Annotated in this window: 3 protein-coding genes; 2 read left to right on the top strand and 1 reads right to left on the bottom strand. The window is 44.4% G+C overall.

Features of this window, described 5'->3' with window-relative positions; all coding sequences use genetic code 11:
* Window positions 1-544: class I SAM-dependent methyltransferase (locus B9T16_RS28840; RefSeq protein WP_410246409.1), on the top strand; the 544-nt coding region annotated here is incomplete at its 5' end.
* Here the strand turns inward: B9T16_RS28840 and B9T16_RS28835 are convergent.
* On the bottom strand, window positions 539-775 hold the full coding sequence (locus B9T16_RS28835) for a hypothetical protein (protein WP_006618532.1): 237 nt from the start codon (window positions 773-775) through the stop codon (window positions 539-541). The two genes, B9T16_RS28840 and B9T16_RS28835, sit on opposite strands and share 6 nt — an antisense overlap.
* Window positions 776-790: 15 nt before the next feature.
* Between B9T16_RS28835 and B9T16_RS28830 the strand changes: the two genes are divergently transcribed.
* Window positions 791-1,098, top strand: a 308-nt coding sequence (locus B9T16_RS28830) for a class I SAM-dependent methyltransferase (RefSeq protein WP_410246408.1), incomplete at its 3' end; no start/stop codon positions are given.

Raw genomic sequence — 1,098 nt, 5'->3', positions numbered from 1 at the left:
TCCCTTGGCGGGTATTCCTGGCATTCGCTACTTAGGTATCGACGTAGTTGAGGATTTATTAGACTACGCACGCAAAATTTGCAATCGGAATGATTGGCAGTTTGTGAAGGTGAATAGTCTGAGTATTCCAGCATCAGATCAAGTGGCTGACTTTGTGGTGTTTTTTTCCGTGCTTACCCATTTAAGACATGAGGATAGCTATAAATATTTAGCCGAAGCTAGTCGAGTCCTTAAACCAGGAGGATTTATTATCATTAGTTTTCTGGAGTTTAGAATCTCATCACACTGGTATGTCTTCCAGGGAATGCTTAACAATCCAGACCCCCACAAACATATTGACCAATTCATAGATCGCGATGCAATTCACGCCTGGACTCAACATCTGGGACTGACAGTTGATGCTATCTATGATGGGGATAAACCCCATATCCCTTTGTTGCAAACCATTATTTGGGATGATGGCCGATCGCAAACAGACCTCGGTAACTTGGGACAATCGGTAGCTATCCTCAGAAAACCCCTACAAGTCAACCAAAACCTATAGGGCTTGTTTTCGCTCCCCGATTAGCTTAATATATATATGCCGGAAAGTTGATCTGATTACCCTGGGTAAGCCGAAATCTATGGGGGTCATTGTGTCGGGGAGTCGCCAATCGTCAACCCGTAAATCGTCCGGGTGCAACAGAGGAAAAGCGATCGCCTCTAGCTCCCCACACAACCCTAGACTTTTCGCCGCCACTAGGGTCGGGACTAAATCCCATTGTACCCCTAACACTCGATTAAATTACTCATGACTGAATATAATATATATAGTGACACATATACTAAACATCTCCAAAGACTCAAGAATGTTTTGGCTAGTGACAAAGCATATGAGCAAGCCATTGGTGGAAACTTTCTAGCTGTAGGTCAACTGGAACTAGGTTTACTTAGACAACAGGGACTCAAACCCGGTCAAATGGTGATTGATGTCGGGTGTGGAAGTGGGCGTTTAGCTGCTCCCTTGGCGGGTATTCCTGGCATTCGCTACTTAGGTATCGACGTAGTTGAGGATTTATTAGACTACGCACGCAAAATTTGCAATCGGAATGATTGGCA

Origin of the sequence: Arthrospira sp. PCC 8006 (genome assembly GCF_046480465.1) — a bacterium.
Taxonomy (GTDB): Bacteria; Cyanobacteriota; Cyanobacteriia; order Cyanobacteriales; family Microcoleaceae; genus Limnospira; species Limnospira platensis.
Note: the sequence above shows the minus strand (reverse complement) of the source record. Positions and strands in the feature narration are given on the sequence as shown.